Genomic DNA, 23,827 nt, shown 5'->3' with positions numbered 1-23,827 from the left:
TCTCTACAGCGCAATCCCGGTGCGCTCGAGAATATCGCTGATCAGCTCCAGCCGTACCAGCGGGTTGTCCAGTTCCATCAGGCGCTGCTTGAGCTCCAGCGGCATCGGTAGCAGTTCGCACCAGCGATTGGCAACCCAGCCGCAGTCGTCCAGTCGATAGGGGGCTGTCAGGGGCATCTGCTCGTTCGGCACTTCGCGCTGCTGCAAGCTCTTGATCAGTTTGCCCAGTGCATTGGCGCTGGCTTGCAGGTCATCGGGTACCTTGATGCTTATATCGTCGTCCAGCCGGGTAACGTCGGCGATCCACAAACCGTGCCTGAGTTTTTCGCGGTTCGAGATCCTGAAGCGTTGGGCTCCCGCGCAACGGATGGTCATCAAACCGGGCTGGGGCACTGAAAATTCTGTAATGGTTGCAAGGGTGCCGACCATATTGAAGTCTTCATGGGCAAACCCGTCACCGCCAGGCTTGCCGGGTTCTGCTTTTCGCACTTCTGAGCCCTGGGTCAGGGATACAACACCAAAAGGAGCCCCATTTTTTTGGCACTTTCCTATCATGTCCAGGTAGCGAACTTCAAAAATCCGCAGGGGCAGCAATCCGCCTGGATAAAGAACCGTGCCCAAGGGAAACAGGGGGAGCGAGAACAGGGTGAGGGCGTCAGACATCGAAGCATGCCTAGGATAAATATGCTGACATCATCCCACGATCCGGGAGTCCCCTGCTTTTGCCTTGTCTTGTGTTTTCCCGCATTGGCGATGGTCGGGGAAGCAATGTGAAAATAAGGGAAAAGTAGCCAAATCCCTTAATTGGCGAGCGCGGCTAGCTATCAATTAAGTAGCGGAAATATGCCTTGCGCCGCCAGGCCAGGCTCACGCCACAGCGTCAGCAGGTTGCTTGAGCAACATCGCCAGCGAGCTTGCAATGGTTTTGCGCAGTTCGCGGCGGTCGCAGATGAAGTCGACAGCGCCCTTGGTTTGCAAAAACTCCGCGCGCTGGAAACCTTCGGGCAATGTGACCCGGACTGTGGATTCAATGACCCGGGGTCCTGCAAACCCGATCAGCGCCTTGGGTTCGGCCACGACAATATCGCCAACAAAAGCAAAACCGGCACTCACGCCTCCCATGGTGGGGTCCGTCAGCACACTGATGTAAGGCAGGCCTTTTTTAGCCAGGCGGGTCAGGGCTGCATTGGTCTTGGCCATCTGCATCAGGCTGAGCAGGCCTTCCTGCATGCGTGCGCCACCTGTGGCGGTAAAGCAGATGAAGGGGACTTTTTGCTCGATAGCAGCGTGCACGCCGCGCACAAAACGTTCACCAACGACGCTGCCCATGCTGCCGCCCATGAAGTCGAATTCAAAACAGCAGGCAACCACACCAATGCTGTGCACGGCGCCACCCATGACGACCAGTGCATCGGTTTCGCCGGTGTTTTCCAGTGCCTCTTTCAGGCGTTCGGGGTACTTGCGGCTGTCCTTGAACTTGAGGGCATCGACCGGCAGGACTTCCTGGCCCAGTTCGTAACGGCCTTCGGCATCGAGAAAGGCGTCCAGCCGGGCGCGGGCGCCTATGCGATGGTGGTGGCTGCACTGCGGGCAGACATTCTGGTTTTTCTCCAGGTCGGTCTTGTAGAGCACGGCTTCGCAGCTGGGGCACTTGATCCACAGGCCCTCGGGCACGCTACGGCGCTCGGTGGGGTCAGTGGGCGTGATTTTGGGTGGGAGGAGTTTTTCTAGCCAAGACATGGATTCGGGTCCTTGTTGATCCGCTGCTGCCGGGGTCAATGGCCTTCTGGCGGGGCTGCGGATATCGGATGATGGTGTCATAACCGGCGTATCAAACAACGGTAACCGGGAGAACAGGCATCATTATGCTCTGTGTTCCCGGCACGGATTTCAGTCCAGCGCGCGGCGGATTTCTGCCAGAAAATCCTGGGCAACTTCTGCGACTTTCTCTTTCGGCTGGTTCTCAATCAGCTGGATGATCTTGCTGCCGATCACGACGGCGTCAGCCACCTTGCCGATGGCCCTGGCGGTGGCCGCATCGCGGATGCCAAAACCCACGCCTACAGGCACGCTCACATGCTGGCGGATACGTGGCAGCATGGCCTCCACGCCGCCTACATCCAGCGTGCCGGCACCGGTCACGCCCTTGAGCGAGACGTAGTAGACATAACCGCTGGCGACCCCGGCAATCTGCTCCATGCGGGCGTCGGTACTGGTGGGGGCCAGCAAAAAGATCAGGTCCATGTTGTGGGTACGCAGCCTTGCAGCAAACTCCACGCACTCCTCGGGCGGGTAGTCGACGATCAGCATCCCGTCGACGCCGGCCTGGGCCGCATCGCGGATGAAGGCGTCCTTGCCGTGCCTGATGTCATAACGCTCCACCGGGTTGGCATAACCCATCAGGACAACCGGCGTGCTGCTGTTTTTGCTGCGGAAGATGCGAACCATCTCCAGAACCTGCAGTGTGCCCACGCCCTGGGCCAGGGCTTTTTCGCCGGCCTGCTGGATCACCGGGCCGTCGGCGCTCGGGTCCGAGAAGGGGACGCCCAGCTCAATCACGTCGGCGCCGCCGGCCACCATGCCGTGCATCAGCTCGGGTGTGATGTCGGCAAACGGAAAGCCTGCCGTGACATAAGGAATCAGGGCTTTGCGGCCCTGGGTTTTCAGTGCGGAAAAGGTCGATGCAATGCGGCTCATGAGGTTTCCTTGCTGCCGCCCTTGACCGCCAGCCCGCGCATGGAGGGCCGGTCGTAAAAGTCGGCACCTGACAGGTCGGCCACCGTGCCTATGTCCTTGTCGCCCCGGCCCGAGAGATTGACCAGCAGGCTCTGGTCCTTGCGCATGCTGCGTGCCATCTTCATGGCACAGGCCACAGCGTGGCTGGACTCCAGCGCGGGGATGATGCCCTCGGTGCGGCACAGGTAGTGGAAGGCTTCGAGTGCTTCGCTGTCGGTGATGCCTACATATTCGGCACGGCCAATATCCTTCAAAAATGCATGCTCCGGGCCCACGCCAGGGTAATCGAGGCCGGCGCTGACGCTGTGCGTCTCGGTGACCTGGCCATCCTCGTTTTGCAGCACATAGGTGCGGTTGCCGTGCAGCACGCCGGGCAGGCCGCGCTGCAGCGAGGCCGAATGCTTGCCGCTATCCAGCCCTTCGCCGGCGGCTTCCACACCTATCAGGCGGGTGTTTTCATAAGGGATGTAGGGATGAAAAATCCCCATGGCATTGCTGCCGCCGCCCACGCAGGCAATCACGGCGTCGGGCTGCTGCTGGCCTATGAATTCCGGCATCTGTGCCAGGCACTCGGTGCCTATCACGCTCTGAAAATCGCGCACCATCATGGGGTAGGGATGCGGGCCGGCCACCGTGCCTATGATGTAGAAGGTGTTGTCCACGTTGGCAACCCAGTCGCGCATGGCTTCGTTGAGCGCATCTTTCAGCGTCTTGCTGCCGCTTTCGACCGGTACCACGGTGGCGCCCAGCAGGTTCATGCGGTAGACATTGGGGCTTTGACGCTTGACGTCTTCGCTGCCCATGTAGACCACACATTCCAGGCCGTAGCGGGCGCAGATCGTGGCGGTGGCCACGCCGTGCTGGCCGGCGCCGGTTTCTGCAATCACGCGTGGTTTGCCCATGCGTTTTGCCAACATCGCCTGGCCTATGGTGTTGTTGATCTTGTGCGCGCCGGTGTGGTTGAGGTCTTCGCGCTTGAGGTAAATCTGTGCGCCGCCCTGCTCGCGGCTCATGCGCGCGGCGTGGTAGATCGGGGACGGGCGGCCTACAAAATGCTTGAGCTCGGAATGGAATTCGGCGAGGAATTCCGGGTCGTTCTGGTATTTGGCGTAGGCGTCTTTCAGCTCGTTGATCGCGTGGGTCAGCGTCTCTGAAACAAAACTGCCGCCGTAAATCCCGAAGTGACCGCTAGTGTCAGGTTGGTGATAGTCGTACATGATTCTTCGCAAGTTGTTCATCGGCAGCGCGGACGGCTGCGACAAATTGGTTGATTTTGTCGGCGCTTTTGATTCCCCTGGAAATCTCGACGCCTGAGCTCACATCAACGGCCAGCGTTTTACAGCGCGGCCTGACTTGCAAAATGCCATCGGTCACGTTTGCAGGCGTCAACCCACCAGACAAAACGAGGTGAGCGTTGACGCTTGGAGGAAGAAGTGACCAATTGAATGTTTTTCCGCCGCCGCCATAACCCTCGACATGGGCGTCGAGCAGGATGGCCTGGGCAGCCTTGAAGTCTTCTGCGTATTTTACGAGATCAAAGCGGGCAGTTCTCGCAGAAACCTGCTCATCCAGGGGGATACGGGCGGCTCGTATGAACGGCCGGCCGGCCAGCAGGCAGGTTTCAGGAGTTTCATCACCATGAAATTGCAGCAAGGCCGAGGGTAGATGAGCGCAGGCAGCTATTATTTTTGTAGCGGATGCGTTGACGAAAAGCAGCACCGGAGTGACAAAGGGCGGCAGGCGGCGGGCCAGTTCGGCGGCGCGTTCCGCGCTGACATGGCGCGGGCTGGCTTCGTACATGACAAAACCGATGGCATCGACACCAGCCGCAACCGCTGCATCCACGTCCTCCTCGCGCGTGAGGCCGCAGATCTTGATGCGGGTGCGGATAGGGGTATTTTGCGTTTTCATGCCGGGGTCTCCACGGCGCGAAGCGACACCTGCTGCCTATGATCGTGGCGCTGCACGGTCCAGGAACACCGCGGAACCGGCTTTGCCGGGCTGCTGGTGTTGCCCCCTTGAGGGGGGAGGCGACCCACACAGAGTGGGGGAGCAACGGGGGGGAGTGTCATGGAAGCCAATCATAAGATGTCGTGCGCACCGGCAAGCCGTAATGGTCTTCGTAGACCGGCCCCAGAAAATACAGGCCGTCGGGGGGAAAGGTGGGGGCGGCGGCCTGCCGGCTGCGCGCGGCCACAACCTCGGCCAGCCAGTCGGGCGTATGGCTGCCCTGGCCAATGGCCACCAGGCAGCCCATGATGTTGCGGATCATGTGGTGTAAAAAAGCATTGGCTTCAAATTCGAAGCGCCAATACCTTGCCCCCGGCTCCCCGCTACAGGTGATGTCAATCCGGCGGATTGTTTTGACGGGGGATTTGGCCTGGCATTGGGCGGCGCGGAAGGAACTGAAGTCGTGTTCGCCGATCAGGTGCTCAATGGCCTGCTGCATGACAGCGCCGTCCAACGGGCGGTAGACCCAGCCGACGCGGCCCGCTTCGACGCTGGGGCGCACTGGGGACTCCAGCACCACATAGGCATAACGGCGCGCAATGGCGCTGCCGCGGCAATGGAATTCGTCGGGCACCTGCCGCGCCCACTGCACGGCAATGTCGCGAGGAAGGAAGGCGTTGGTGCCGCGCACCCAGGAGGCGGTGTCACGCACCAGCAGGGTGTCAAAGTGCACTACCTGCATCAGGCCGTGCACGCCTGCATCGGTGCGGCCAGCGCACAGGGTGCGCACAGGCTGAGCGGCGAATTTGCCAAGTGCCAGCTCCAGTTTGTCCTGGATTGTGTTGCCCGAGAGCTGGCTTTGCCAGCCTTCATAGCCGCTGCCGCTGTAGGTGATGCCGAGGGCTATCCTCACGGGTGTCTCATGGGCAATTCCTGTCGGTGGCCAGCGAACAACGCCAGGCGTTCAACTGGCGTTCACGACAGCGCGTTGATAAACGCCTGCGCTTTGCTTTTGAGTGAGCCGGTGGAATGGGCCGCGACTTCCTCTGCCAGCGAGCGCGCTCCGTCCATATCGCCCAGCGCACGAAACTCTTCGGCCAGCGCAAACTTGGTTTCCAGCGGGTCGCCCGAGGCCGCGGTCGGTGCCGACAACGCGGGGCTTTCGGTCGTCGGACCGTTCAGGTCAAGAGACAGGGAGCCGAGGTCGAACTCCAGCATGCCGCTGTCCGGTGCGGAAGCCACAGGAGCTGGCGCCGGTGCCGGTTTGACTGCGACAGGTGCGTCGGCTGTAAAGCTCAGGCCGCTGGCGGACAGGGCCATGTCACCCGCGTTTGCATCAAAACCATTGGCGGAGGGGGGCTTAGCCGTGGGTTTGACCGCAGGTTCGGTGGAGAAGTCCATGTCCAGACCTTCAAAAACAGGGTCCTGATGGGCATTCATGGCCAGCGTCGGCTCGGCCCGGTAGCCAGCAGGGGCCGTGGCTACGGCTGGAGGCGGCGGTGCTGCTGCGACCGGTTCATCTCCCAGGGAGAAATCCAGGTCTAGGTCAAAGTCGACCGAAGCCGCCGGGGCTTCGGCCTCAGGCTCGATCATTTGCGGAATGGTGCTGGCACCGAATGCAGCAGCGGCAGCGGCTTGCTGCGCTTCGGTTGCATTGCCGCGAGTGGCTACCTGTGGTTGCCCGCCTGGCTGGTACATCGGATTGGCCGGGTCCAGTTCGCGGCCCATCTCGCCGATGTAAGCCCATTCGGGGCCCTCGCCGCGCGTCAGGTTAAAGGCCTCAATAGCCACCACCTCAAAAGCTTTGGCATCGCGGCGTTTGGCGTAGATTTCCATCAGCTTCGCATGAATGGCCACCCGCGTCGGGCTGGTGCGCATGGCTTCCTTGAGGATTTCCTCTGCCTGCAGGTCACGTCCGTAGGCCAGGTAGACATCGGCTTCTGCAACTGGGTCAACATCGCCAGCAGCATCAAGCTGGCTGGGCGAGTAGACCAGTGAGGAGCCTGTTGCGCCGCCTTCGCTGGTGTCAATGCGCTGGCCGCCACTGGCGCCAAAGAAGGAGTCAGGCTGCAAGCGGCTTTCCAGGAAAGAGCTGTCGACCTGCACGGCATTGTTGCGCTTTTTGTAGCGGTAATAACCAAAGCCACCCAAAAGCAGCAGCAAGCCTGCAAAAGCCGGCAATACAAGCGGGTTTTCGGTCAATTCGTCAATCAGGCCTGGTTCCGGCGGCGGTGGGGGGATTACCACCGGTTTTTTGGCCACCACGGCGGCAACTGGCGTGCTCGCTGCAGTAGCGGCCGCCATTGCCTGTGATGCTGCGGCGACGGGCGCACTGGCACTTGCGGCTGGCGCAGCAGATGCAGGGGCCAGGGCTGCTGCCGTGGCCGTAGCGCTGGCTGCGGCCGTCGTGGGCGTCGTACCTGCAGCTGTTGAGGTGACTGGCGGCGCCGACAGTGCGGCAGGGGCGCTGGCAGCAGCCAGGGCTGGCGTGCCTGTGCTTATAGCCTTTGAAGCACTCGCGGGAATGGATGCGGGTGCGGCCGCAGACGCCGCAGTTGCCGGGGTAGCGGGAAGTGCCCCCGGCTTGGTTACGGCAACGCCGGCAGCACTGGCTGCAGCTGCCGCACCGGTGGCAACTCCTGCAGGTGCCCCTGCAAGCTTGTTCAGGTCGCTGATATTTTTGGACAGCTCGGCCACACGGTCCGAAGCGGCCTTGGCCTGGCGGTCTTTGGCAATCTGGTCTTCGGCCGCAGGCTTGCCTTGCACCGCGCCTTTGGACAGGGTCAATTTGTCGGGTGTTGCCGTGGTGGGTGCGCGGTCTTCGACTTTTGCCTGCACCTTGCCGCCGGCCTGCCGGTTGGCGCTGCCAACCTGGGTCGTCGGCACGCCTTCGGCCAGCTTTCGGCGGAACTCGTTGAAGTCCCTGGCCTGCGCAACGACGGTCCGGGAGGCTTCACCGGCGGAGATGGCGCCAGCCTCGTCCGCGCCGGGAAGGTCCAGTACGGCGCCGGACTTCAGCCGATTGATATTGCCGCCAATGAACGCGTCCGGGTTGCTTCTGAGCAAGGCCACCAGCATCTGATCAAGCGAAACGCTGGCAGGTTTGTTCTGGGCAGCGATTTTTCCGGCGGTATCGCCCTGTTTTACGGCAACTTGCTGGCCGCTGGCAGGTGCTTTGGGTGCGGGGCTGGCCTTGGCCGGCGGCGCTGCCCTGGCTACGGGCGCAGGGCGTATGGCCGATGGTGCCCGTTCAGCCGGTGGCGGGGAATAGGGAGCTCTTTCCGTAAGCGCAGTTGCCGGAGCCGCCGGAGCAGCGGGACGGGACAGAATGGGCGCTACAGGTGCTATCGGGGCTGCGGCCATGCCGGACTGGCGCAGGTTTGGCGGGTCAAACAGCATGGTGTAGTCACGCACGATGCGGCCTGAAGACCAGCTGGCTTCCAGGATCAGGTCCACAAACGGCTCTGTTATCGGCCGGCTGCTGCTCAGGCGCAGGTAGGAGCGGCCATCCGCGCGTTTTTGCAGGCTGACCTGCACGCCAACTACTGCGGGGGTGTATTCCAGTCCGGCGGCTTTGAAGGCTTCCGCATTGGCCACACCGGCCTTGAGGCTGCCAGCCTCATCGGCGCTGATCTCGGAAATATCGATTTCCGCCTTCAGGGGCTCACCCAGTGCGGATTGGACGGTCATGCGGCCCAGGCCCAGGGCTTGGGCGTCAAGGCTTGTGAGGCTACCCAGCAGTGCAATGGCACTCGCCAAGGCACCCACACGCCAACGAAGACGATGATTCATGGGGTTTTGAGCCTCCGGTGCTCGGTTTGCTTGTAACTTTATTCTGCTTAAGCGCACAAAAACCTCGATGCGAATTTTCGAAAAACAACCTTAACATCAAGGCATTACGCTGACAAGCTAAGACACCACTTAAGTTTTGACACAGCGGTTTAGGGTCAACTTACAAGTTTCGATTGTTGTCTGACGACAACGCCGTGTCGCAATTACTTACGAGCGGCACAGTAGTGGGTGGCCGCTAACTTTCGATGGCGGCGCCCCACTTGAAAGCCCTCAGGCCTGCAGAAGAATGCGCAGCATGCGGCGCAGGGGTTCGGCCGCACCCCACAGCAACTGGTCGCCGACGGTAAAGGCGCCCAGATAGTCGGGGCCCATGGCCAGCTTGCGCAGCCGGCCGACCGGGATCTGCATGGTACCGGTCACGGCCACGGGCGTGAGGTCCTTGATGGAGGCTTCGCGCGTGTTCGGCACAACCTTGACCCAGTCATTGTCGGCCGCGATCATGGCTTCGATGTCGGCCAGTGGCACGTCTTTCTTGAGCTTGAAAGTCAGCGCCTGGCTGTGGCAACGCATGGCGCCTATGCGCACGCAGAAACCGTCCACCGGCGTTTCGGCAGTGCCGAAGCTGGCGCCCTGGCCCAGGATCTTGTTGGTTTCGGCGCCACCTTTCCATTCTTCCTTGCTCATGCCGTTGCCCAGGTCCTTGTCGATCCAGGGGATCAGCGAGCCGCCCAGCGGCACGCCGAAGTTGGCGGTTTCACTGGCTGACAGCGATTGCTGCTTGGCCAGGATACGGCGGTCGATTTCAAGGATGGCGGATTTCGGGTCGTCCAGCAAGGCCTTGACTTCGCCGTTGAGCGTGCCGAACTGGGTCAGCAGTTCGCGCATGTGCTGGGCGCCGCCGCCGGAAGCGGCCTGGTAAGTCATGCTGGTCATCCACTCGACCAGGCCGGCCTTGTACAGTGCGCCCACGCCCATCAGCATGCAACTGACAGTGCAATTGCCGCCCACCCAGTTGTTGCCGCCCTTGGCCATGGCATTCTGGATGACCGGCAGATTCACCGGGTCCAGGATGATGACGGCATCGTCGTTCATGCGCAGGGTGGAAGCCGCGTCAATCCAGTGGCCTGTCCAGCCGGCGGCGCGCAGCTTGGGGAACACTTCCGAGGTGTAATCGCCGCCCTGCGCGGTGATGATGATGTCGCACTTCTTCAGGGCCTTGATGTCAAAGGCGTCCTTGAGGGTTTTCTCGTTCCTGGCCTGCGCCGGGGCTTTGCCGCCGGCATTCGAGGTGGAGAAAAAGACCGGTTCGATCAGCTCGAAGTCGCCTTCGGCCTGCATGCGGTCGATCAGCACCGAGCCGACCATGCCGCGCCAGCCGACGAGTCCTGTGAGATTGCCTTTGAGTTTCATGGGATTACCCTTCAAAAAGTACTAAAAAATAGGCTTTTTGGCCCGGCTCATCGAGCCAGCAGGGCACGACGAACCGGGCTGTATCAGCCTTTAATGGTTGTCGTCTTGGTGGTCTGGGCAAAAACCGGCGCAACACTTCCCGCGCGCAAGGCGGCGGGGAAGTAGGTGGGGGCGGGGTTTTGACGCATAGCTGGCTATTGTAGCCAGGCTTGCCCTGGCGCGGGGCTGGCAGCAGCTGCAAACCACCGGAACCCCGGCGATTTGCAGCGAAAAAACGTCAGCCCAGTGCTTTTACGACGGCATCGCCCATCTGTGCCGTGCCGACTTTGGTCGTGCCTTCGCTGTAGATGTCGGGCGTGCGCAGGCCCTGCGTCAACACGGCATCCACGGCTTTTTCAATACGTGCGGCGGCTTCGGGCTGGTTCAGGCTGAAGCGCAGCATCATGGCCGCGCTCAAAATCGTCGCCAGCGGATTGGCCACGCCTTTGCCGGCAATGTCGGGCGCGCTGCCGTGGCTGGGTTCGTACAGCCCCTGGTTTTTGTCGTTCAGGCTGGCCGAGGGCAGCATGCCTATGGAGCCGGTCAGCATGGCGGCGGCGTCGGAGAGGATGTCTCCGAACATGTTGCCGGTGACGACCACGTCGAACTTCTTGGGCGCCTTGACCAGTTGCATGGCGGCGTTGTCCACGTACATGTGGTCCAGTGCGACGTCAGGGTACTGTGTGCCGATCTCGGTGACGACGTCTTTCCAGAGCTGGAAGGTCTCCAGCACATTGGCCTTGTCCACGCTGGTGACACGTTTGCCGCGCTTGCGGGCCGCCTGGAACGCGACATGGGCGATGCGCTCGATTTCCGGGCGTGAATAACGCATGGTGTCGAAGGCTTCTTCGGCGCCCGGGAAGTGCCCGTCCGGAGAAACCCGGCGGCCGCGCGGCTGGCCGAAGTAGATGTCGCCGGTCAGTTCACGGATGATCAGGATGTCCAGGCCGGACACCAGCTCGCGCTTCAGGCTGGAGGCATCCACCAGTTGCGGGTAGCAGATGGCGGGACGGAAGTTGGCAAACAGGCCGAGGTTTTTGCGCAAGCCCAAAATGGCTTGCTCGGGACGCAAGGGACGGTCCAGCTTGTCGTATTTCCAGTCGCCGACGGCGCCAAACAGGATGGCGTCGGATTCCTTGGCCAGTTTGAGCGTGCTTTCGGGCAGCGGGTGGCCGTGGGCTTCGTAGGCGGCGCCGCCTACCAGCGCCGTTTCGGTTTCGAATTTCAGGTCCAGAACCTGCAGGACCTTGACGGCCTCGGCGACGATTTCGGTGCCTATGCCGTCACCGGGGAGAATTGCGATTTTCATGGTTACTATCTTTTTTATAGCTGGCTGCGCGCATATCCAGGCGGCTGTAGCGCAGTTTTATTGATAAATGGCGCCCGCTCAGCCTGCCACGGTGTGGTTCAGCCAGGGTTTGCTTGCCAGGCGTTCGGCTTCAAAGGCCTTGATCTTGTCGCTTTGGCGCAAGGTCAGGCCGATGTCGTCCAGGCCGTTGAGCAGGCAGTATTTGCGGAAAGCCTGCACGTCGAAGGGCAGCTCTTCCCCTTGCGGCTTGACAATAACCTGGCGCTCCAGGTCCACCGTGAGCTGGTAGCCGGGGAAGGCCAGCGCTTCGTCAAACAGCTGCGCCACCTGTGCCTCGGTCAGCACGATGGGCAAGAGACCGTTCTTGAAACTGTTGTTGAAAAAGATGTCGGCGTAGCTGGGTGCAATGATGGCGCGAAAGCCGTATTGGTCCAGCGCCCAGGGCGCATGTTCGCGCGAGGAGCCGCAGCCGAAGTTCTTGCGTGCCAGCAACACCGAGGCGCCCTTGTAACGCGGCTGGTTCAGCACAAAGTCCGGATTCGGCTTGCGGCTGGCCGGGTCCTGGCCGGGAAAACCGGCATCCAGGTAGCGCCAGGCGTCAAACAGGTTGGGACCAAAGCCGGTCTTGCGGATGGATTTGAGGAACTGCTTGGGAATGATCGCGTCGGTGTCGACGTTCTCGCGGTCCATGGGGGCGACCAGGCCCTTGTGTACGGTGAATTTCTGCATGGTGATTTCCTCAGGCGAATTTTCTGATGTCTACGAAATGGCCGTGAATCGCCGCAGCGGCGGCCATCGCGGGGCTGACGAGGTGGGTGCGGCCACCGGCGCCTTGCCGGCCTTCGAAGTTGCGGTTGCTGGTGGAGGCGCAACGCTCGCCCGGCTCCAGCCGGTCGGCGTTCATGGCCAGGCACATCGAGCAGCCGGGTTCGCGCCACTCAAAACCCGCGGCGACAAAAATCTTGTCCAGGCCTTCGCGTTCGGCCTGTTCCTTGACGAGGCCTGAGCCCGGCACCACCATGGCCAGCTTGACGTTCCTGGCGACCTTCTGGCCTATCTTTTTGACAATGGCAGCCGCTTCGCGCATGTCTTCAATCCGGCTGTTGGTGCAGGAGCCGATGAACACCTTGTCGACATAAATATCGTCCAGCGCCTTGCCGGGCTGCAGGCCCATGTACTCGAGTGCGCGTTCAATTGCGCCGCGCTTGTTGGCGTCTTTTTCCTTGTCTGGGTCCGGCGTTTTGCCGGTAATGGGCAGCACCATTTCAGGGGAGGTGCCCCAGGTCACTTGCGGCACGATCTGGCTGGCGTCGAGCTCGACCACAGCGTCAAACCTGGCATCCGCGTCGGATTGCAGGGTGTTCCAGTACTTGACGGCCATATCCCACTCGACGCCCGTGGGTGCCAGCAGCCGGCCCTTGATGTAGTCGATGGTTTTCTGGTCCACAGCCACCAGGCCGGCACGTGCGCCGCCTTCGATGGCCATGTTGCAGACCGTCATGCGGCCTTCCATGCTCAGGCCGCGAATGGCCGAGCCGGCGAATTCAATGGTGTAACCGGTGCCGCCCGCGGTACCGATCTTGCCGATGATGGCCAGCACGATGTCCTTGGCGGTACAGCCCTTGGGCAGCGTGCCTTCGACCTTGACGAGCATGTTTTTGGCTTTTTTGGCCAGCAGGGTTTGCGTCGCCATGACGTGCTCGACCTCGCTGGTGCCGATGCCGTGCGCCAGCGCGCCGAAGGCGCCGTGGGTGGATGTGTGCGAGTCGCCGCAAACCACCGTCATGCCGGGCAGGGTGGCGCCGTTCTCGGGGCCGATCACATGGACTATGCCCTGGCGTTTGGAGAGGAAGGGGAAGAAGGCCGCTGCGCCGAATTCCTTGATGTTGGCATCGAGCGTGGTGATCTGCTCCTTGCTGACTAGGTCGGTGATGCCGTCGTAGCCCAGCTCCCAGCCGGTGGTGGGCGTGTTGTGGTCGGCGGTGGCCACTATGGAGCTGATGCGCCAGACCTTGCGGCCGGCCTCGCGCAGGCCTTCGTAGGCTTGCGGGCTGGTGACCTCATGTACCAGGTGGCGGTCAATATAAAGAATCGAGGTGCCGTCTTCTTCGGTGTGAACAACGTGCTCGTCCCAGATCTTGTCGTAAAGGGTGCGTCCCATGGTTTTCCTTCGTGGTTTCTATGTGGTTTTGGGTTTGATTTTAGGGGGCTGCGGTTGCAGTAAGGTGCTCAACCAGCAGTCTGCCGGTCACCGGCAGGGTTGAAAAATCGCGGGCCACCAGCTCGATCCGGCGGGTCGCCCAGGCATCCAGCAGCGTGACCGCTTCAAGTTCGCCGACACCGTGCATGAGCTCAAAGGCGCGCTGCGGCATCACGCCCAGGCCCAGGCCGTTGTGGATCATGCGGCACATGGCGTCCAGCCCGGTGACGTGGATGCGCAGTTTGATGGTGCGTCCCGTTGCGGCGGCGGCCTGCCGCATGGCCAGGTAAATCGAGCTGTTGGAATGCAGGCCGACCTGGTCGTAGTCCAGCGCTGCTTCAAAATTAATAGCGCCTTGCGCTGCCAGCGCGTGGCCTGTGGGCACAATCAGCACCAGTTTGTCGGTGCGGTAAGGCAGCGTCTGCAATTCACCCGTGCCGTCGGCGGTGTTGCAGATGCCAAGGTCGGCGGCGCCTTCCTGCACGGCGCGGACCACTTCGGTGCTCAGGTGTTCTTCGAGGTCTATCTTGATCTCTGCATGCTGGCGTATGAAGGCGCCCAGGTCTTCAGGCAGGAACTGCACGATGGCCGAGATACTGGCGTGCACGCGCACATGGCCGCGCACGCCGTCCGAGTATTCGCTGAGCTCGCCCTGCATTTTTTCAAGGCTGAAAAGCACCGAGCGCGCATGGTGCAGCAGGCTTTCGCCCGCCGGGGTCAGGTCCACGCCGCGGGTGTGGCGGTAGAGCAGGGGGGTGTCCAGCGTGGCTTCGAGGTCGGAAAGGCGCTTGCTGACGGCGGAGGCCGCAATGAATTCGCGCTCGGCCGCCTTGCCTATGCTGCCCAGCTCGCAGACGGCCACAAAGAGCTGAAGCGAGGTCAGGTCTATGCGGCGGGCGAAATTGCGTTCTGAGCTTTTGATGGACATGGGGCGTAAGGTCATCGCATTTGGCGACGATGAATCGCTATTTTGCCGGTATGTTCTTGGTCTTGCCATCGCAATACACGATGACTGGCTTGCCGAAATGGGTGTTTTTGGCCGGAAACACCAAAATATCAAGGGTTTTATGCCCCTGGCCCCCGTCTAATGCGCGCCACCAGCTATCAAAAATATAGCGTCCGGTGACTGCGCGTGGCTTCTTGCCCGTCCCGCAGGTGGGGCCATACGTAAAAAAGCCCGCCGATGTTGCCATCAGGCGGGCTTTGCGCAAAGGCGTAGCGGATTAACGCTGGGCCAGCGGCTTGACCTCACGGGTGGTGGAGCCGGTAAAGAGCTGGCGTGGACGGCCGATCTTGTACTCTGGATCACCGATCATTTCGTTCAGCTGGGCAATCCAGCCGACGGTGCGGGCCAGCGCGAACACTGCGGTGAACAGCGGCACGGGGATGCCGATGGCGCGCTGCACGATGCCGGAGTAGAAGTCGACGTTCGGGTAGAGCTTGCGCGAAACGAAGTAATCGTCTTCCAGGGCAATCTTTTCCAGGGCCATGGCCAGCTTGAACAGCGGATCGTTTTCCAGGCCCATTTCCTTGAGCACTTCCTTGCAGGTTTCCTGCATGAGCTTGGCGCGCGGATCGTAGTTCTTGTAAACGCGGTGACCAAAACCCATCAGCTTGACGCCGGAGCTCTTGTCCTTGACCTGCTTGATGAACTCACCGATTTTTTCGACGCCGCCCTGCTTCTGGATGTCGCCCAGCATGTTGAGAGCTGCTTCGTTGGCGCCGCCGTGGGCCGGACCCCAGAGGCAGGCCACACCGGCTGCAATTGCTGCAAACGGGTTGGTGCCGGACGAGCCGCACAGGCGCACCGTGGAGGTGGATGCGTTTTGCTCGTGGTCTGCGTGCAGGATGAAGATGCGGTCCAGGGCGCGTTCGAGCACCGGGTTGACCTTGTACTCTTCGCAAGGCGTGGCAAACATCATGTGCAGGAAGTTGCCGGCGTAGCTCAGGTCGTTCTTGGGGTACATGTAGGGCTGGCCCACGGTGTACTTGTAAGCCATGGCGACCAGGGTCGGCATCTTGGCAATCAGGCGGATCGCCGAGATGTCGCGGTGCTCCGGATTGTTGATGTCGGTGCTGTCGTGATAGAAGGCCGACAGGGCGCCGACCAGGCCGGTCATGATGGCCATCGGGTGCGCGTCACGGCGGAAACCGCGCAGGAAGAATTGCATCTGCTCGTTGACCATGGTGTGGTTGGTCACGCGGCTGACGAATTCCTTCTTCTCGGCGGCGTTGGGCAACTCGCCCTGCAGCAGCAGGTGACAGGTTTCCATGTAGTCGCAGTTGGTGGCCAGCTGCTCGATGGGGTAACCGCGGTACAGCAATTCGCCCTTGTCGCCGTCGATGTAGGTGATGGCGGACTGGCACGACGCGGTTGACAGGAAACCCGGGTCATAGGTGAACATGCCGGTCTGGGCATACAGCTTGCGAATGTCCACTACATCCGGACCTACGTTGCCCTGGTACACAGGCAAATCGATGCTCGGGCTGCCGTTGCTGAAGGACAGGGTGGCTTTGTTGTCGGCTAGCTTCATTTCATGCTTCTTTCTAATCAAATCAAACGAGGGCAGTCACGGCACCACTTGCGGCAGGACGTAACAGGTTTAAAACTTCAAGAGCTTCGGAAGTGGATGCACATGCCTGCGAATCGGCATCGGACAGCTGATCCGGATTTTTACGTTTTAGCAAAAGATCCAGCAAATCATTGTCAGACAAGTCCATCAGATTGCTCAGGCCTTTGGCCTGTCTGATGGTCAATGTGGCTTCGTGGCGGATAAAGAATTTTTCGATAAGCAGGTCATTTTCCAGCAGGCCGCGACGACACCGCCATTTGAGCTTGCTCAGGGCTCGCTCATCAATCAGTGTGTCGGTAGCGTCCATACTCTATTCAGGCAACGGTGCTGTGTCAGACGGTTCGCAGGACCATCATTTCCTTGATCTTGCCAATGGCCTTTGTCGGGTTCAGGCCCTTGGGGCAGACGTCGACGCAGTTCATGATGGTGTGGCAGCGGAACAGGCGGTACGGGTCTTCAAGGTTGTCGAGGCGGTCGGCGGTGGCTTCGTCGCGGCTGTCGGCGATGAAGCGGTAAGCCTGCAGCAAACCGGCCGGGCCGACAAACTTGTCCGGGTTCCACCAGAAGCTGGGGCAGCTGGTCGAGCAGCTGGCGCACAAAATGCACTCGTACAGGCCGTTGAGCTCATCGCGCTCTTCGGGGCTTTGCAGGCGTTCTTTTTCGGGCGGCAGGTTGTCGTTGATCAGGTAAGGCTTGATCGAGTTGTACTGCTTGAAGAACTGCGTCATGTCGACGATCAGGTCGCGCACCACAGGCAGGCCTGGCAGCGGCTTGAGCACGATGGTGCCCTTGAGCGTGTTCATGTTGGTCAGGCAGGCCAGGCCATTCTTGCCATTGATGTTCATGGCGTCGGAGCCGCACACGCCTTCGCGGCACGAGCGGCGAAAGCTGATGCTCGGGTCCTGTGCCTTGAGTTTCATCAGCGCGTCCAGCAGCATGCGCTCATGACCGTCGAGTTCCACCTCGATCGTCTGCATGTAAGGCTTGGCGTCGGTGTCCGGGTCGTAGCGGTAAATCTGGAAAGTACGTTTGGTCATGGGGTTCTCGCTTCTTTTGGGGTCGCAGGGCCGTGTTTTTAGAACGTACGCGTCTTGAGCGGCACGGACTCGACGGTCAGGGGCTTCATCTGCACAGGCTTGTAGGCCAGGCGGCTGCCTTCGCTGTACCAGAGCGTGTGTTTGTGCCAGTCGGTGTCATTGCGGCCGTTCGGGTGCTCCGGGGTATCGCCGTAGTCGTCCACCGAGTGTGCGCCGCGGCTTTCCTTGCGGGCAGCTGCTGAAACGATGGTGGCCTGCGCCACTTCCATCAGGTTTTCAACTTCCAGGGCTTCAATGCGCGCCGTGTTGAAAATCTTCGACTTGTCTTTCAGGCCGATATTGGCGACACGCGCACGCATGGCCGCGATCTTGGCCACGCCTTCGTCCATGATGGCCTGGGTGCGGAACACGCCGGCGTGCTGCTGCATGGCAGCGCGGATGTCGTTGGCCACATCCTGGGCGTATTCACCGTCGGTTGCGTTGTCCAGGCGGGCGATGCGGGCCAGGGTCTGGTCTGCAGCGTTGGCCGGTAGCGGCTTGTGCGTGGGGTTGGATTTGTTGAACTCAACGATGTGGTTGCCGGCAGCCTTGCCGAAGACCAGCAAATCGAGCAGCGAGTTGGTGCCCAGACGGTTGGCGCCGTGCACGCTCACGCAAGAGCATTCGCCCACGGCATACAGGCCGTTGACGATCTGGCTGTGGTTGTTGGCGTCTTGCGTTACCACCTGGCCGTGGATGTTGGTCGGAATGCCGCCCATCTGGTAATGGATGGTGGGCACGACAGGAATCGGTTCCTTGGTGATGTCGACGTTGGCGAAGTTGTGGCCGATCTCGAACACCGAAGGCAGGCGCTTCATGATGGCGTCCACACCCAGATGGGTCATGTCCAGCAGGATGTAGTCCTTGTTGGGGCCGCAGCCGCGGCCTTCCTTGATTTCCTGGTCCATGGAGCGCGAGACGAAGTCGCGCGGCGCCAGGTCTTTCAGCGTGGGCGCATAGCGTTCCATGAAACGCTCGCCGTTGCTGTTGCGCAAGATGGCGCCTTCGCCGCGGCAGCCTTCGGTCAGCAGCACGCCGGCGCCGGCCACGCCGGTCGGGTGGAACTGCCAGAACTCCATGTCTTCCAGCGGGATGCCGGCGCGCGCCGCCATGCCCAGGCCGTCGCCGGTGTTGATAAAGGCGTTGGTTGAAGCGGCAAAGATGCGGCCGGCGCCGCCGGTGGCCAGCAGCGTGGTCTTGGCTTCAAAAATATGCACGTCGCCGGTTTCCATTTCGAGGGCGGTCACGCCCACGACATCACCGGCCGAATCACGGATCAGGTCCAGCGCCATCCACTCGACGAAGAAGCTGGTTTTTTCCTTGACGTTTTGCTGGTACAGCGTGTGCAGCATGGCGTGGCCGGTGCGGTCGGCTGCGGCGCAGGCGCGTTGCACGGGCTTTTCGCCGTAGTTGGCGGTGTGGCCGCCGAAGGGGCGCTGGTAAATCGTGCCGTCGGGGTTGCGGTCAAACGGCATGCCCATGTGCTCGAGGTCGTACACAACCTTGGGCGCTTCGCGGCACATGTATTCGATCGCGTCCTGGTCGCCGAGCCAGTCGGAGCCCTTGACGGTGTCGTAGAAGTGGTAGTGCCAGTTGTCTTCGCTCATGTTGCCGAGCGAGGCGCCGATGCCGCCCTGGGCTGCCACGGTGTGGGAACGGGTCGGGAACACCTTGGAGAGCACGGCCACATTCAGGCCGGCGCGGGCCAGTTGCAGCGAGGCGCGCATGCCGGAGCCGCCGGCACCGACGATGACGACGTCAAATTTGCGCTTGGGGAGTTTGGATGTTGCGGTCATGGTTTTTGTGTGGGATTTTTGTTGTCGTGGGAGCTATGGCCGGATCAGACGCGCCACAAAACCTGGATGGCCCAGCCGGCGCAGCCGACAAGCCAGACAATCGTGAAGACATTCAATACAAGCTTGATGGAGGCCGGCTTGACGTAGTCCATCCAGATGTCCCGCATGCCAACCCACACATGCCAGAGCAGGGCGACGATGACGGTGAAGGTCAATACCTTCATCCACTGCGCGGAGAAGATTCCGGCCCAGAGGTCGTAGCCGATAGGGCCTTTGCTGAAAATGATCTGGGCCAGCACCAGCACGGTGAAAAGTGCCATCAGCGCTGCGGTAACGCGTTGGGCGAGCCAGTCGCGCAGACCGTAGTGAGCGCCGACAACGATGCGTTTGGAGCCGTAATTAACTGCCATTTTTATTTGCTCCTTCTTATCAGTACAGGCCGAACAGCTTGGCGGCCAGCACCAGCGTCAGCAGGATGCTCACAACCAGCGTGAAAACAGCGGAAGACTTGCCGAACTCCTTGCTGACGGCGGCGTGGCTTATGTCCATCCACAAATGGCGCAGGCCGGCGATGAAGTGGTGCAGGAAAGCCCAGATCAGGGCCAGTGCTACCAGCTTCCAGATGACGCCGGGCAGGTAAAGCATGCCGACGTTAAAAGCCGATTTGAATTTGGCAAAGGAGATTTCGGAGGAAATCGAGGTGTCGAACATCCAGATGATGAAGGGCATCAGGAGAAACATGATGGCCCCGCTTGCACGATGCAGGATGGAAACCCAGGCCGCAGGGGCCATGCGATAAGTGGTCAGATCCTTGAATGCGTTGATGTTGCGGAACTCTGGCCGCTTCTTCGCTACGGTTGTCGCTGATTCGGACATACTTGGCTTTCTATATTTTGAGTAACTGCGTTGTAACCGGCAAAACCCGCTCAACCCCGGATTCTATTGCAATGCAACATGGGTCTGCGCGCGGCTGGGCGATGACTGAAAGTTTTTGTCGGATAAGGGGCCCGGACACTGGGGAATCAGCGTTCGCAACACCCGCGTGGAATGCCCGTGCGACCTGCAATATGTGCTCACAAGATGGCCTGGTCTTGATGCGTTGCGAATGCGATCAGTTCAGGGTGTTGTGGTAATGGTGTGTGTCGGTGCGGTAGTAACCGCGGCGCAACTCCATGGGAACGTCCTGGTAGGTGTATGCGATGCGCTCCACGCTAAGCAGTGGTGTGCCGCGCTCTACTTTCAGGAGCAGTTCCCGCCCGTCAATGGCTGGTTCTGCGCGTATTTTTTCCTCGGCCCTGACCATGCGGACATTAAATTCAGTTTCAAACAGCGCATACATGGGGCCGTGGTAATTTGCCAGGCGCTCGGCGGTCAGGCCCTTGAAGGGCGCGGCGGGTAGCCAGAGGTCTTCCAGGATGGTGGGTGTGCCGGCAAAACTCAGCACGCGCCGCACCTGCAGCACCGAGTCGCCGGTCCGCAATGCCAGTGCCCGTGCAATGTCCGCGCTGGCGCGCAGGCGGCGGCAGTCGACGATCTCGCGCTGGGCCGGGCCTTCGCTGCCCGGTGTGCCGCTGTCGGGCACCAGCTTGAGGAAGCGGAACTGCACATGCTGCTCGGCGTGGGTGGCCACAAACGTGCCCTTGCCCTGGCGTCGCACCACCAGGTTGTCGGTAGCGAGCTCGTCGATCGCCTTGCGCACGGTGCCCTGGCTGACACGGTAGCGCGCGGCCAGGTCCATTTCGGACGGGATGGCTTCACCAGGCTTCCATTCGCCGGACTGCAGGCTTTGCAGGATCAGGCCCTTGATCTGCTGATACAAGGGGCTGAATGCTGGCGTTGCCCCTGCAAAATCATCGGCAGAAAGCGCTGGGGAGGAGGGGGGAATGGCGGCCATGCGTGCAAAGGTGGGGTAGCCGCCATCATATCTTATATAAGACATAAGACAAATTGACGGGGTCTGCTTTTCAGGCGTAAAATCCCGCGCTGAACCGGCACTCCGATGGACCTGTGCACCTGCGTCAAACACCGCATTTCACACAGCTATCCATCCCACCCGATCGAGCAGATATCCAATCTCACTTAACCAACCTGAAAGTTCTCAATCATGAGCAAAAAACCCGTCCGTGTTGCAGTTACCGGTGCAGCAGGCCAAATCGGTTACGCATTGTTGTTCCGCATTGCCTCCGGCGAAATGCTGGGCAAGGACCAGCCTGTGATTTTGCAACTGCTCGAAGTCCCGGTTGAAGGCCCGCAAAAAGCGCTCAAGGGCGTGATGATGGAACTCGACGACTGCGCTTTCCCGCTGCTGGTCGGCATGGAAGCCCATAGCGACCCGATGACCGCCTTCAAGGATGCCGACTATGCCCTGCTGGTCGGCTCGCGCCCCCGCGGCCCAGGCATGGAACGTGCCGAACTGCTGGCCGTCAACGGCGCCATCTTCACGGCACAGGGCAAGGCGCTGAACGCCGTTGCCAGCCGCAACGTCAAGGTGCTGGTCGTCGGCAACCCAGCCAACACCAATGCCTACATCGCCATGAAGTCGGCTCCTGACCTGCCACGCAAGAACTTCACCGCCATGCTGCGCCTGGACCACAACCGCGCCGCCAGCCAGATCGCTGCCAAGACCGGCAAGGCCGTGGCCGACATCGAAAAACTCACGGTCTGGGGCAACCACTCGCCCACGATGTACGCCGACTACCGTTTCGCCACCATCAAGGGCGAAAGCGTCGCCAAGATGATCAACGACCAGGAATGGAACGCCAACGTGTTCCTGCCTACCGTTGGCAAGCGTGGCGCCGCCATCATCGAAGCCCGTGGCCTGTCCTCGGCTGCTTCTGCTGCCAACGCCGCCATTGACCACATGCGCGACTGGGCTCTGGGCACCAACGGCAAGTGGGTCACCATGGGTATTCCGTCGGATGGCCAGTACGGCATTCCAAAGGACATGATGTTCGGTTTCCCCGTCACCTGCGAAAACGGCGAATACAAGCTGGTCGAAGGCCTTGAAATCGACGCCTTCAGCCAGGAGCGCATCAACAAGACGCAGGAAGAGCTGCAAGGCGAGCAGGACGGCGTCAAACATCTTCTTTAAATCAAGTCATTGCTAGTCAAGACCTTGTACCCAACGTGCTTATGAGCGACTGGAATCCTTCGCTCTACAGCCGTTTTGAAGATGAGCGGACCCGGCCTGCGCGTGAGCTGCTGGCCCGGGTGCCGCTTGAAAATGCCAGGCATGTGGTTGACCTGGGTTGCGGCCCGGGCAACTCCACCGAACTGCTGGCGCAACGTTTCCCGAAAGCCGACGTGGTCGGTACCGACAACTCCCCCTCCATGCTGGACAGTGCCAGAAAGCGTTTGCCCGGCGTGCAGTTCGAGCTGAGCGATATTTCCCAATGGGCACCGGCGCAAGCCCCTGACCTGATTTATGCGAATGCGGCATTGCAATGGGTGCCGCAGCACGAGACACTGATCCCCAAGCTGTTTGCCGCGCTCGCGCCCGGCGGTGTCCTCGCCATCCAGATGCCGGACAACCGCAGCGAGCCCACGCACCGTTCCATGCGGGATGTGGCAGGGCAAGCGCCATGGGCTGGGGCCATTGGGGAAGCTGCTTCACTGCGCACCGCCATCCTGCAATTGCAGGACTACTACGACCTGCTCGCGCCGCAGGCGTTCCAGATCGATGTCTGGCACACGATTTACCAGCATCCCATGGCCTCACCCGCCGCGATTGTGGAGTGGGTCAGCGCGACCGGGCTCAAGCCTTTTGTGGAGCCCTTGAATGCTGAATTGCGGGCCAGTTACCTTGCCGAGTACGAAAAGCGTATCGCCGCTGCCTATCAGCCGCGCGCCGACGGCAAGCTGCTGCTGGCCTTCCCTCGCATGTTCATAGTGGCACAACGCAAATCATGAGTACACCTGTTCACCCACGCGAGGCACTTCTTGGTGCGCAGGCCGCATCCGTCGTTTTGCCTGTCTGCGACCACTACAGCGGCGTTGAAGCACGCATGCGCAAGAGTCTGCAGTTGCAGGCCGAGATGACGGAAGAGTTCGGCGCCTGCGTTTTTGACGTGACGCTTGATTGCGAAGACGGCGCCCCCGTGGGTGGCGAAGCCGACCATGCGGCGATGGTGGTGGCGCTGGCGGCGCTTGCCGGCGACAAGGCCCGTGTCGCGGTTCGTGTGCATGCTGTGGACCACCCGGCTTTCGAGGCGGACATGTCGCTGATTGCCGGCAAGCTGTCGCGCCACCTGTGCCACATCATGGTGCCCAAGGTGGAGTCGGTGGCCGACGTCATTCGGGCCGAAAAGGCGCTGCTGGACGCATCGGCGGACAATTTGCCCCTGCATGTGCTGGTGGAGTCGCCACTCGCTGTTCGCAACGCTTTTGATATCGCAGCCCACCCGCGAGTGCAGTCCATAAGCTTTGGCCTGATGGACTTTGTCTCCGCACATGGCGGGGCGATTCCTGCCGACGGCATGAGCGGCAAGGGCCAGTTCACGCATCCGCTGGTTGTTCGTGCCAAGCTCGAGATAGCTTCTGCCTGCCATGCGCATGGCAAGGTTCCATCGCATTGTGTGGTCACCGAGTTCAATGACGCCGTCGCCATGGCCAGTGCCGCCAGGCAGGCTGCCAGCGAATTTGGCTACACCCGCATGTGGAGCATTCACCCCAGCCAGATTCGCCCGATTCTGGAGGCGTTTTCGCCGAGCGAGGATGAGGTCGATGGTGCTTCAAAAATCATGGCTGCTGCCGCCCTTGCTGATTGGGCCCCCATCAGTTTTGACGGCAAGCTGCATGACCGCGCCAGCTACCGCTACTTCTGGCAGGTGCTGGAGCGCGCGCACCAGACCGGGCGCGCGCTGCCGCCTGATGCGCAAGCCTATTTCACCTCGGCAGCCGGCTGAGTCCTGTTTCGCAGTTGTACCCCACGTTTGACCCATCCCATA

The 23,827-nt window shown here is 61.0% G+C and carries 23 protein-coding genes; 3 read left to right on the top strand and 20 right to left on the bottom strand.

Features of this window, described 5'->3' with window-relative positions; genetic code table 11:
• Nucleotides 1-3 precede the first annotated feature (3 nt).
• The 20 genes from ACFQND_RS24620 to ACFQND_RS24525 form a co-directional block, all read right to left on the bottom strand.
• Nucleotides 4-663 carry an LON peptidase substrate-binding domain-containing protein gene (locus ACFQND_RS24620; protein WP_371438682.1) on the bottom strand — a complete coding sequence of 220 codons (660 nt, stop codon included), beginning with the start codon at nucleotides 661-663 and terminating at the stop codon, nucleotides 4-6.
• Between the two features lie 204 nt (nucleotides 664-867).
• Entirely contained in the window at nucleotides 868-1,740 is an 873-nt protein-coding gene (gene accD, locus ACFQND_RS24615) for an acetyl-CoA carboxylase, carboxyltransferase subunit beta (RefSeq protein ID WP_371438681.1), read from the bottom strand.
• A gap of 150 nt (nucleotides 1,741-1,890) precedes the next feature.
• On the bottom strand, nucleotides 1,891-2,697 hold the full coding sequence (gene trpA / locus ACFQND_RS24610; RefSeq protein WP_371438680.1) for a tryptophan synthase subunit alpha: 807 nt from the start codon (nucleotides 2,695-2,697) through the stop codon (nucleotides 1,891-1,893).
• Nucleotides 2,694-3,953, bottom strand: a complete 1,260-nt coding sequence (trpB, locus tag ACFQND_RS24605; protein ID WP_371438679.1) for a tryptophan synthase subunit beta — start codon at nucleotides 3,951-3,953, stop codon at nucleotides 2,694-2,696. The genes trpA and trpB overlap by 4 nt, the downstream gene beginning before the upstream one ends.
• On the bottom strand, nucleotides 3,931-4,647 hold the full coding sequence (locus ACFQND_RS24600; RefSeq protein WP_371438678.1) for a phosphoribosylanthranilate isomerase: 717 nt from the start codon (nucleotides 4,645-4,647) through the stop codon (nucleotides 3,931-3,933). Before ACFQND_RS24600 ends, trpB begins: the two co-directional genes overlap by 23 nt.
• A gap of 157 nt (nucleotides 4,648-4,804) precedes the next feature.
• The gene (truA, locus tag ACFQND_RS24595) at nucleotides 4,805-5,599 is read right to left on the bottom strand and encodes a tRNA pseudouridine(38-40) synthase TruA (protein ID WP_371438677.1); all 795 of its coding nucleotides are present in this window, start codon (nucleotides 5,597-5,599) and stop codon (nucleotides 4,805-4,807) included.
• A 62-nt stretch (nucleotides 5,600-5,661) separates the two neighbouring features.
• Complete coding sequence (locus tag ACFQND_RS24590; RefSeq protein WP_371438676.1) at nucleotides 5,662-8,478, bottom strand: FimV/HubP family polar landmark protein; 2,817 nt, start codon at nucleotides 8,476-8,478, stop codon at nucleotides 5,662-5,664.
• A 270-nt stretch (nucleotides 8,479-8,748) separates the two neighbouring features.
• A complete protein-coding gene (gene asd / locus ACFQND_RS24585; protein ID WP_371438675.1) occupies nucleotides 8,749-9,888 on the bottom strand; it encodes an aspartate-semialdehyde dehydrogenase in 1,140 nt (379 codons plus the stop codon).
• Nucleotides 9,889-10,165: 277 nt separating this feature from the next.
• Nucleotides 10,166-11,236, bottom strand: coding sequence for a 3-isopropylmalate dehydrogenase (gene leuB, locus ACFQND_RS24580; protein ID WP_371438674.1), 1,071 nt, complete (start codon nucleotides 11,234-11,236; stop codon nucleotides 10,166-10,168).
• A gap of 78 nt (nucleotides 11,237-11,314) precedes the next feature.
• Nucleotides 11,315-11,965 carry a 3-isopropylmalate dehydratase small subunit gene (leuD, locus tag ACFQND_RS24575; protein ID WP_371438673.1) on the bottom strand — a complete coding sequence of 217 codons (651 nt, stop codon included), beginning with the start codon at nucleotides 11,963-11,965 and terminating at the stop codon, nucleotides 11,315-11,317.
• A 10-nt stretch (nucleotides 11,966-11,975) separates the two neighbouring features.
• Nucleotides 11,976-13,397, bottom strand: coding sequence for a 3-isopropylmalate dehydratase large subunit (gene leuC, locus ACFQND_RS24570; RefSeq protein ID WP_371438672.1), 1,422 nt, complete (start codon nucleotides 13,395-13,397; stop codon nucleotides 11,976-11,978).
• Nucleotides 13,398-13,437: 40 nt separating this feature from the next.
• Complete coding sequence (locus ACFQND_RS24565; protein WP_371438834.1) at nucleotides 13,438-14,358, bottom strand: LysR family transcriptional regulator; 921 nt, start codon at nucleotides 14,356-14,358, stop codon at nucleotides 13,438-13,440.
• Nucleotides 14,359-14,401: 43 nt separating this feature from the next.
• The gene (locus ACFQND_RS24560) at nucleotides 14,402-14,629 is read right to left on the bottom strand and encodes a hypothetical protein (protein ID WP_371438671.1); all 228 of its coding nucleotides are present in this window, start codon (nucleotides 14,627-14,629) and stop codon (nucleotides 14,402-14,404) included.
• A 30-nt stretch (nucleotides 14,630-14,659) separates the two neighbouring features.
• Nucleotides 14,660-15,970 carry a citrate synthase gene (gene gltA / locus ACFQND_RS24555; protein WP_371438670.1) on the bottom strand — a complete coding sequence of 437 codons (1,311 nt, stop codon included), beginning with the start codon at nucleotides 15,968-15,970 and terminating at the stop codon, nucleotides 14,660-14,662.
• A gap of 22 nt (nucleotides 15,971-15,992) precedes the next feature.
• Nucleotides 15,993-16,316: an FAD assembly factor SdhE gene (locus ACFQND_RS24550; RefSeq protein ID WP_371438669.1), complete on the bottom strand. Its 324-nt coding sequence runs from the start codon at nucleotides 16,314-16,316 to the stop codon at nucleotides 15,993-15,995.
• Nucleotides 16,317-16,341: 25 nt separating this feature from the next.
• The gene (locus tag ACFQND_RS24545; protein ID WP_371438668.1) at nucleotides 16,342-17,046 is read right to left on the bottom strand and encodes a succinate dehydrogenase iron-sulfur subunit; all 705 of its coding nucleotides are present in this window, start codon (nucleotides 17,044-17,046) and stop codon (nucleotides 16,342-16,344) included.
• 38 nt (nucleotides 17,047-17,084) lie between these two features.
• A complete protein-coding gene (gene sdhA, locus ACFQND_RS24540) occupies nucleotides 17,085-18,881 on the bottom strand; it encodes a succinate dehydrogenase flavoprotein subunit (RefSeq protein ID WP_377414957.1) in 1,797 nt (598 codons plus the stop codon).
• Between the two features lie 44 nt (nucleotides 18,882-18,925).
• Nucleotides 18,926-19,291, bottom strand: a complete 366-nt coding sequence (gene sdhD / locus ACFQND_RS24535; RefSeq protein ID WP_371440065.1) for a succinate dehydrogenase, hydrophobic membrane anchor protein — start codon at nucleotides 19,289-19,291, stop codon at nucleotides 18,926-18,928.
• A 19-nt stretch (nucleotides 19,292-19,310) separates the two neighbouring features.
• Nucleotides 19,311-19,757 carry a succinate dehydrogenase, cytochrome b556 subunit gene (gene sdhC, locus ACFQND_RS24530; RefSeq protein WP_371440064.1) on the bottom strand — a complete coding sequence of 149 codons (447 nt, stop codon included), beginning with the start codon at nucleotides 19,755-19,757 and terminating at the stop codon, nucleotides 19,311-19,313.
• Between the two features lie 235 nt (nucleotides 19,758-19,992).
• Nucleotides 19,993-20,775, bottom strand: coding sequence for a GntR family transcriptional regulator (locus ACFQND_RS24525; protein ID WP_371440093.1), 783 nt, complete (start codon nucleotides 20,773-20,775; stop codon nucleotides 19,993-19,995).
• 210 nt (nucleotides 20,776-20,985) lie between these two features.
• Here ACFQND_RS24525 and ACFQND_RS24520 point away from each other — a divergent pair, with 210 nt between their 5' ends.
• Genes ACFQND_RS24520 through ACFQND_RS24510 form a run of 3 tightly spaced genes read left to right on the top strand, consistent with a single transcriptional unit; the run spans nucleotide 20,986 to nucleotide 23,785 of the window.
• Complete coding sequence (locus tag ACFQND_RS24520; protein ID WP_371440063.1) at nucleotides 20,986-21,972, top strand: malate dehydrogenase; 987 nt, start codon at nucleotides 20,986-20,988, stop codon at nucleotides 21,970-21,972.
• A 41-nt stretch (nucleotides 21,973-22,013) separates the two neighbouring features.
• On the top strand, nucleotides 22,014-22,790 hold the full coding sequence (gene tam, locus ACFQND_RS24515) for a trans-aconitate 2-methyltransferase (protein WP_371440062.1): 777 nt from the start codon (nucleotides 22,014-22,016) through the stop codon (nucleotides 22,788-22,790).
• Nucleotides 22,787-23,785, top strand: coding sequence for an HpcH/HpaI aldolase/citrate lyase family protein (locus ACFQND_RS24510; RefSeq protein ID WP_371440061.1), 999 nt, complete (start codon nucleotides 22,787-22,789; stop codon nucleotides 23,783-23,785). Before tam ends, ACFQND_RS24510 begins: the two co-directional genes overlap by 4 nt.
• Nucleotides 23,786-23,827 lie beyond the last annotated feature (42 nt).

This window comes from Polaromonas aquatica (assembly GCF_042659145.1).
Taxonomy (GTDB): Bacteria; Pseudomonadota; Gammaproteobacteria; order Burkholderiales; family Burkholderiaceae_C; genus Polaromonas; species Polaromonas aquatica.
Note: the sequence above shows the minus strand (reverse complement) of the source record. Positions and strands in the feature narration are given on the sequence as shown.